This window comes from Pseudomonas sp., assembly GCF_032058845.1.
Taxonomy (GTDB): domain Bacteria; phylum Pseudomonadota; class Gammaproteobacteria; order Pseudomonadales; family Pseudomonadaceae; genus Aquipseudomonas.
On record NZ_DAMCCR010000157.1, the window covers coordinates 1 to 7,303 of the forward strand.

Here is a 7,303-nt window from a genome sequence, read left to right on the forward strand (position 1 = left end):
GGCCGTGGCCAGTGCCGGGGCGGTGTACCGGAAAATCGGCATCCGGGTGCGGGCGGCAGGCGCCCGAGCCTGGGATACGCGAACCTCGACCAGCAAGCTGGAGAAGGTCGGCGCGCTCAGCGGGGGGTTGTGGACGAGTCTGCTGCGGCGCTTGCGGCGCTATCCGCCGCGTGACCCTCAGCTGTGGACGCGCGTGCCGCTGCCGAACGCAACGGCCCGGCATGCCGGGCGCGCAACTGCGCCTTGAGGCGATCCACAGGCGGGGCATAGACGAAGCCGAAGGACACGCACCCCTCACGGCCGTCGACCGCGTGGTGCATCAGGTGCGCTTGATACAGCCGCTTGAGATAGCCATTGCGCGGCACGTAGCGGAATGGCCAGCGCCGATGCACCAGGCCATCGTGCGCGATGAAGTACAGCAGCCCGTAACCGGTCATCCCGGCACCGATCCACTCCAGTGGGTGCCAGCCGGCATTGCCGAGCGCAATCAGCAGGATTGCCAGCCCCGCGAACACCACGGCATACAGGTCGTTCTTCTCGAACCAGCCGGTGCGCGGCTCGTGGTGCGAGCGGTGCCAGCCCCAGCCGATGCCGTGCATCAGGTATTTGTGAGCGGCCCAGGCAAAGACTTCCATGCCGGCCAGGGTGATGAGAAAGATGGCGAGATTGGTGAGCATGGCGTCCGTTCGATTCGATCAGGTGAGCTATGGAGTGTTGCGCCTAGGATAGCGTTCCCCGTGTAACACGGGGAGTGACGCGTCGGCTTGATCTGCGTGGGGGAGTTGAGCGATGAAAGATGAAATAACTAGTGGCATTCGTGAATAATGTTATAGGATAACGTTCCATTTGAAGCCCACCCTCTTGCCTGCGATCTTTCATGACAAGCGCCAACGCCACCCCCCTCCCCACGCTGATCACTCAACGCCTGCAAAGCATCGACGCCCTGCGCGGTCTGGTGATCCTGTTCATGTTGCTGGACCACGTCCGCGAAACCTTCTTCCTGCACCATCAGGTCGGTGACCCGATGGATGTGTCCGCCACCGAGCCTTCGCTGTTCTTCAGTCGCACCCTGGCGCACCTGTGCGCGCCGGTGTTCGTGCTGCTCACCGGCCTGTCCGCCTGGCTGTATGGCGAGAAATACCAGGGCCGCAGCGATGTCTCGGCCTTCCTGTTCAAGCGCGGGCTGTTCCTGGTCGTGCTGGAATTCACCGTGGTGAATTTCGCCTGGACCTTCCAGCTGCCGCCGAGCGTGGTCTACCTGCAAGTGATCTGGGCCATCGGCATCAGCATGATCGCCCTCGCGGCGCTGGTCTGGCTGCCACGCCCGGCGCTGATTGCGGTCGGTGTGGTGATCATCGGCGGGCACAACCTGCTCGACCACCTGCACTTCGCCCAAGGCTCGTCCCTGCACGTGGTGTGGGCAATCCTGCATGACCGTGGCTGGCTGGACGTGTCCGAGCACATGCGCCTGCGCACCTCCTACCCGGTGCTGCCGTGGATTGGCGTGATTGCCCTGGGCTACGCACTCGGACCGTGGTTTGGCCGTACTGCCGATGCCAGCGTGCGTCAGCGCCGGCTGCTGATCGTGGCTCTGCTGGCACTGCTGGCCTTCATCGGCCTGCGCGTGCTCAATGGCTATGGCGAGGCGCCGTGGAGCAGCTACCCCAGCACGCTGCAGACCTTCATGAGCCTGATGAACATCACCAAGTACCCGCCCTCCTTGCTGTTCCTGTGCCTGACGCTCGGTTGCGGTCTGTTGCTGCTGCGCGGTTTCGAGCGCGCAGGCCAGGCCCGCTGGATCGGTGTGCTGGCGGTGATGGGCGCGGCCCCGATGTTCTTCTACCTGCTGCACCTGTATGTGCTGAAGGTCGCCTATGTGCTGTGCGTGGCGGCGTTCGGCCTCAACCACGGGCAGTATTTCGGCTTCGACAGCATGGGTGCGGTGTGGCTATGCGCGGTGCTGTTGGCCGCCGCGCTGTATGTGCCGGTGCGCGCCTTCGCCCGCCTCAAGGCACGCCGGCGCGACATCGCCTGGCTCAAATACCTGTGAAAAGGTTCCCTGCCCTGCGGGTGATGGTCTACCATGCCGCCCGCCGGTTTCCCCCCAGGAATTAATAGGGAATTCGTGGCCCGCTCAATGCGTGGCCAAACGAAACTGCCCCCGCAACTGTAGGTGCCGAGCCTGCTCCATCGATGCCACTGGATGCCCGGCGCTGTTTGAAACGTTTCTGCACAACGGCAGATCGATTTCGCACAGCGTCTGATCCGGGAAGGCTGGAGCCAGGCCATGACGCACCAGTCAGGAGACCTGCCGGCACACAATCACCGACCGGCGGGGTGTCCGGGACGGCCATCGGCACCCTGTCCAGGGTGGCGTCGCTTGCCCCCATGCAAGCGGCGCCGACGATGCCTGTCCGTGCGCGCGGCCCGCTGCACCACGATAGGAGATCGTCTTCATGCTTCGTTTCGCCGCCCTCATCGCCGGCCTCGGCCTGTCTGGCCTGGCCCAAGCTGCTGCCACCCATTACCCGCTCACGGTGGAGAACTGCGGCAAGCCGCAGACTTTCGCCCAGGCGCCGCAACGCGCCGTGACCATCGGCCAGGCCGGCACCGAAATTCTGTATGCCCTGGGCCTGGGCGAGCGCATGGCCGGCAGCTCGCTGTGGTTCAACGACGTACTGCCCGAGTTCAAGGCGCAGAACGACAAGGTCGAGCGCCTGGCCGACAACGACCCCAGCTTTGAAGCCGTGGTCGGCAAGCGCCCACAACTGGTCACCGTGCAGTTCGAGTGGATGGTCGGCGAGCAAGGCGTGGTCGGCACCCGCGAGCAGTTTCAGGAACTGAACATCCCCACTTACCTGCTGCCTTCGGACTGCGAAGGCAAGGACAACCTCAACGGCGCCGACGGCACCCGCACCCAGCCGTTCCAGATCGACACCATTTACAAGAGCGTCAGCCAGTTGGCCGAAATCTTCGACGTGCAGGCGCGCGGTGAAGCGCTCAATGCCGACCTGCGCGGCCGCCTGCAAAAAGCCAAGGCGCAGTTGGCCGGCAAAGACCTGTCCAACACCAGCGCGTTGTTCTGGTTCTCCAGCGCAGACCTCGACATCGACCCCTACGTGGCCGGTCGCCAAGGTGTCGCCGACTTTATGCTGCAAACCCTCGGCGTGCGCAACGTGGTCGAGTCCCACGAGGAATGGCCTACCGTCGGCTGGGAAACCCTGGCCAAGGCCAACCCGACCTGGCTGATCATCGCGCGCATGGACCGCCGCCGCTTCCCGGCAGACGACTACCAGAAAAAGCTCGAATTCCTGCGCACCGACCCCGTGGCCAAGCACCTCGATGCCGTGAAAAACGGTCGCATCATCATCCTCGATGCCGACGCCATGCAGGCCGGCATCCGCTTGTTCCGCGGGCTGGAGACGTTGTCTGCGGCATTCGCCAGCGGTAAGCCGGCGCAGTGAGGATGCGCGTACTGCCCGCCTGCGCCCTCGCCGTCCTGGCGCTGATGGCGGCCTTGCTCGCCGGGATCAGCATCGGCGAAACCGCTGTCGCGCCCCAGGTGGTGTTCCAGGTGCTGGCCAATCACCTGTGGCAGGCCGGTTACCCGGTCGATCCGATCGATGCCGGCATCGTCTGGAACTATCGCCTCACGCGCACCCTGGTTGCTGCCGCTTGCGGCGCCGGCCTGGCGACCTGCGGGGTGATCCTCCAGGCACTGCTGCGCAATGCCCTGGCTGAGCCGTATCTGCTGGGTCTGTCTGCCGGCGCCTCGACCGGCGCGGTGGCCGTGGGCCTGCTCGGCATCGGCAGCGCGGCGCTGTCGTTGTCGGCCGGGGCCTTCATCGGCGCGTTGGCGGCCTTCGCGCTGGTGTTGCTGCTGGCCCGCGCTGCGGGGCCTGCGCACAACAACGCGCAGGTGATTCTGGCCGGCATCGCCGGCTCGCAACTGTTCAATGCCATCACCGCGTTTCTGATCACCAAATCGGCCACCGCAGAGCAGGCGCGCGGCATTCTGTTCTGGCTCCTGGGCAACCTCAGCGGCGTGCGCTGGCCTTCCGTGACGCTGGCGTTGCCGGTGGCCCTCATCGGGCTGGTGGTCTGCCTGTGGCACCGGCGCAGCCTGGATGCCTTCACGTTCGGCGCAGACTCGGCGGCATCACTGGGTGTACCGGTGCGGCGCACGCAGTTGCTGCTGATCAGCACGGCAGCGCTGGCGACGGCGGTCATGGTGTCGATCGTCGGCGCCATTGGTTTCGTCGGCCTGGTGATCCCGCACGCCTTGCGCTTGCTGTTCGGTCCGGGCCACCGCCGGCTGCTGCCGGCCAGTGCGCTGGGCGGGGCGTTGTTCCTGATCTGCGCCGACATCCTCTCGCGCACCTTGATCACCGGCCAGGTGATTCCGGTGGGCGTGGTCACTGCGCTGATCGGCGCACCGGTATTTGCACTGATCCTGATCAGCCGCCGGGGGCGCCCATGAGCAATCTTGCCGCGGTCCAATGGGCGCCGTTGAGCTGCGTTGGCCTGGGTTTACGCGTGCGTGGCCATGCCCTGCTGCACAGCATCGACCTGCAGCTGGTCGCCGGGGAAACCCTGGGTGTGGTCGGGCCTAACGGCTCGGGCAAGTCGACCCTGCTCAAGCTGCTGGCCGGATTGCGCGCGCCGAGCCAGGGCAGCGTGCACGTGCTGGGCGAAACGCTGGCCAGCCTGCCCCGCCGCCGCGTGGCGCAGACCCTGGCGCTGGTCGAACAGCACGCCGACACCCATGACGCCATCAGCGTGTTCGATGCAGTGGCGCTGGGCCGCACGCCGTGGCTGTCGGCGCTGGCGCCATTCGGCGCGGATGACCGAGCCATCGTCGAGCAGGCCTTGATCGACGTCGATGCCATGCACCTGCAACGGCGCCTGTGGGGCGCGCTGTCTGGCGGCGAACGCCAGCGTGTGCACATTGCACGTGCCCTCGCGCAGCGTCCGCAGGTGCTGCTGCTCGACGAGCCGACCAACCACCTCGACATCCAGCACCAACTGAGCCTGCTGCACTGCGTGCAGGCGCTGCCGATCACCAGCGTGGTAGCGCTGCATGACCTCAACCAGGCGCTGACCTGTGACCGTCTGGCGGTGCTCGACCAAGGTCGATTGGTCGCCCTCGGCGCGCCGCTTGACGTGCTCACCCCTGAACGCCTGCTGAGCACCTTCGGCGTGCACGGCCATTACCTCACCGATCCCTTTGACGGCACACGCATCCTGCGCGTGCGCGCCCCCTGAACCTGGAAGTTCCGAGCATGATCCTGAAACCTGCCGCCGTGCTTGCCGCCGGCCTGCTGTTCGCACCGCTTGCGCTGGCCGCCACCTTTGACGTGAAGATGCTCAACCGCGGCGCCGACGGCGCCATGGTCTACGAGCCCGACCACTTGCGCATCGCCCCTGGCGACACGGTGCGCTTCCTGCCCACCCACGCCAGCCACAATGCCGCCACCTTGCCTGGGCTGTTGCCCGCAGGTGCCGAAGCGTTCAAGAGCAAGCTCAACCAATCGGCCGAGCAGACCTTCGATAGGCCCGGTCTGTACGGCATCCAGTGCCTGCCGCACGTGGCCATGGGCATGGTCATGCTGATCCAGGTCGGCGACGCCGATCTCAAGGGCGCGAAGTTGCCCGCTGCACTGCCGGCTCGCGCCAAAGCGCGCATCACGGCGCAGCTGGAAAAGCTGGAGGCCGGCCAATGAGCGCCCTCAAACGTACGGCGCTGGTGCTGCCCTTGCTGGCAGCCACACCCGTGGGCATGGCCGCCGAGTCGGCCCAGGCCAGCGCCAGTGGCTTCGTCGAAGACAGCCGCTGGAGCGTGCTCAACCGTAGCGTCTACGACCGGCGCGACTACTACCACGGCTCGCTCAACGGCAGCGCACGCAACGCCTACAAGCCACGCAGCGCACGCAGCGATCTGGCTGAAGAATGGGGCTATGGGCTGATGGGCACCTTTACCTCGGGGTTCACGCAGGGCACGGTCGGATTTGGCGTGGATGCCCATGGCTACCTCGGGGTCAAGCTCGACAGCGGCGGCGGCCGCGCCGGCAAGGCGCGCTTGCTCAGCGTCGACAATGACGGTCATCCCCAGCGCGACTATGGCCGCGCCGGGGCCGCCGTGAAGATGCGCGTGTCCAACACGGTGCTCACCTACGGCGAGCAACGGGTCAAGACCCCCGTGTTCAGCGCCTCCGACAGCCGCCTGTTGCCCGAAACCTTCACCGGCTGGTGGCTGAGCAGCGCCGAGATCGACACCCTCAAGCTGGTGGGCGGACATTTCACCGCCAACGCCGACCGCAACGCTTCCAGCCATCATGGCGATCTGGTCGTCAACTATTCCAATGCACAGCGCGGTGACAGCTTCGACGTTGCCGGCGCCATCTGGAACCCCAACGCAGCGGTCAGCGCCAGCCTGTACACCTCGCGCTACCAGGACACCTGGAATCAGCACTATCTGGGCAGCACGCTCAGCCACGCGCTGGACGAGAACAGCAGCATCAGCCTGGACCTGAACCTCTACCACACCCGCGACACCGGCAAGGCGCTGTCCGGGCGCATCGACAACACCACGTGGAGCCTGATTTCGCGCTATCGCCACAGCGCCCACACCTTCAGCGTCGGCTGGCAGCAGGTGCACGGCGATACGCCGTTCGACTACGTCAGCCGTGGCGCGGTGTACCTGACCAACGCCGTGCAGCTTTCCGACTTCAACGCCCCCAACGAAAAATCCTGGCAGGCGCGCTATGACCTCGACCTCGCCAGCGTCGGCGTGCCTGGCCTGCTGCTCAGTGCCCTGTACGTGCGCGGCTTCGACATCGACGGCCGCCACGTCGATCGCGACGGCGGCTACGCCTACCTGGGTTACGGCAACGGCGGCAAGCACTGGGAGCGCGACCTCGAAGCCCGTTACGTGGTGCAGCAAGGCAAGGCCAAGGGGATGACGTTTTCCGTACGCCACGACGTGCACCGCGGCAATACCGCACAGGCGGAACTGGACAGCAATCAGCTGAGGTTGGCGGTGGAGTATCCGCTGGGGGGCGGTTTGTAGCTGAGGGTTCGCGCCGCTGAAAATGACCTCCCCCGCGCCGTCATCATCGACCGGATCTCAAGGGCCGTATACCTGATCAAACGATCAAACTCCTGCAATTGTCGTCGAGCCCTGCTGCGCAAAAAGTTGCACAACAAAACCCCGTTCCACAGCCCCTAAAACCGCTACAGCCCCCATGTCGCGGGGCTTACAGCCAGGTGCGCAAGAACTTGCGCAGCACTGCGCAACTTCTTG

Annotated in this window: 7 protein-coding genes and 1 riboswitch; of the genes, 6 read left to right on the forward strand and 1 reads right to left on the reverse strand. The window is 65.7% G+C overall.

Annotated features, from left to right (window positions below; genetic code table 11):
- Positions 1–116: 116 nt before the first annotated feature.
- Positions 117–677, reverse strand: a complete 561-nt coding sequence (locus RT028_RS19415; RefSeq protein ID WP_312936982.1) for a sterol desaturase family protein — start codon at positions 675–677, stop codon at positions 117–119.
- 200 nt (positions 678–877) lie between these two features.
- On the opposite strand from RT028_RS19415, the gene RT028_RS19420 reads away from it, so the two are divergent.
- From RT028_RS19420 to RT028_RS19445, 6 genes are all read left to right on the forward strand, one after another.
- Positions 878–2,050, forward strand: a complete 1,173-nt coding sequence (locus tag RT028_RS19420) for a DUF1624 domain-containing protein (RefSeq protein WP_312936984.1) — start codon at positions 878–880, stop codon at positions 2,048–2,050.
- A gap of 27 nt (positions 2,051–2,077) precedes the next feature.
- Positions 2,078–2,331: riboswitch (cobalamin riboswitch) on the forward strand.
- A gap of 125 nt (positions 2,332–2,456) precedes the next feature.
- Positions 2,457–3,464, forward strand: a complete 1,008-nt coding sequence (locus RT028_RS19425; RefSeq protein ID WP_312936986.1) for an ABC transporter substrate-binding protein — start codon at positions 2,457–2,459, stop codon at positions 3,462–3,464.
- A gap of 2 nt (positions 3,465–3,466) precedes the next feature.
- Positions 3,467–4,480: an iron chelate uptake ABC transporter family permease subunit gene (locus RT028_RS19430; protein WP_312936988.1), complete on the forward strand. Its 1,014-nt coding sequence runs from the start codon at positions 3,467–3,469 to the stop codon at positions 4,478–4,480.
- Complete coding sequence (locus RT028_RS19435; protein WP_312936989.1) at positions 4,477–5,265, forward strand: ABC transporter ATP-binding protein; 789 nt, start codon at positions 4,477–4,479, stop codon at positions 5,263–5,265. Before RT028_RS19430 ends, RT028_RS19435 begins: the two co-directional genes overlap by 4 nt.
- Positions 5,266–5,282: 17 nt before the next feature.
- Complete coding sequence (locus RT028_RS19440) at positions 5,283–5,723, forward strand: pseudoazurin (RefSeq protein WP_312936991.1); 441 nt, start codon at positions 5,283–5,285, stop codon at positions 5,721–5,723.
- Positions 5,720–7,069, forward strand: a complete 1,350-nt coding sequence (locus tag RT028_RS19445) for an OprD family porin (protein WP_312936993.1) — start codon at positions 5,720–5,722, stop codon at positions 7,067–7,069. Before RT028_RS19440 ends, RT028_RS19445 begins: the two co-directional genes overlap by 4 nt.
- The last annotated feature ends 234 nt before the right edge of the window (positions 7,070–7,303 follow it).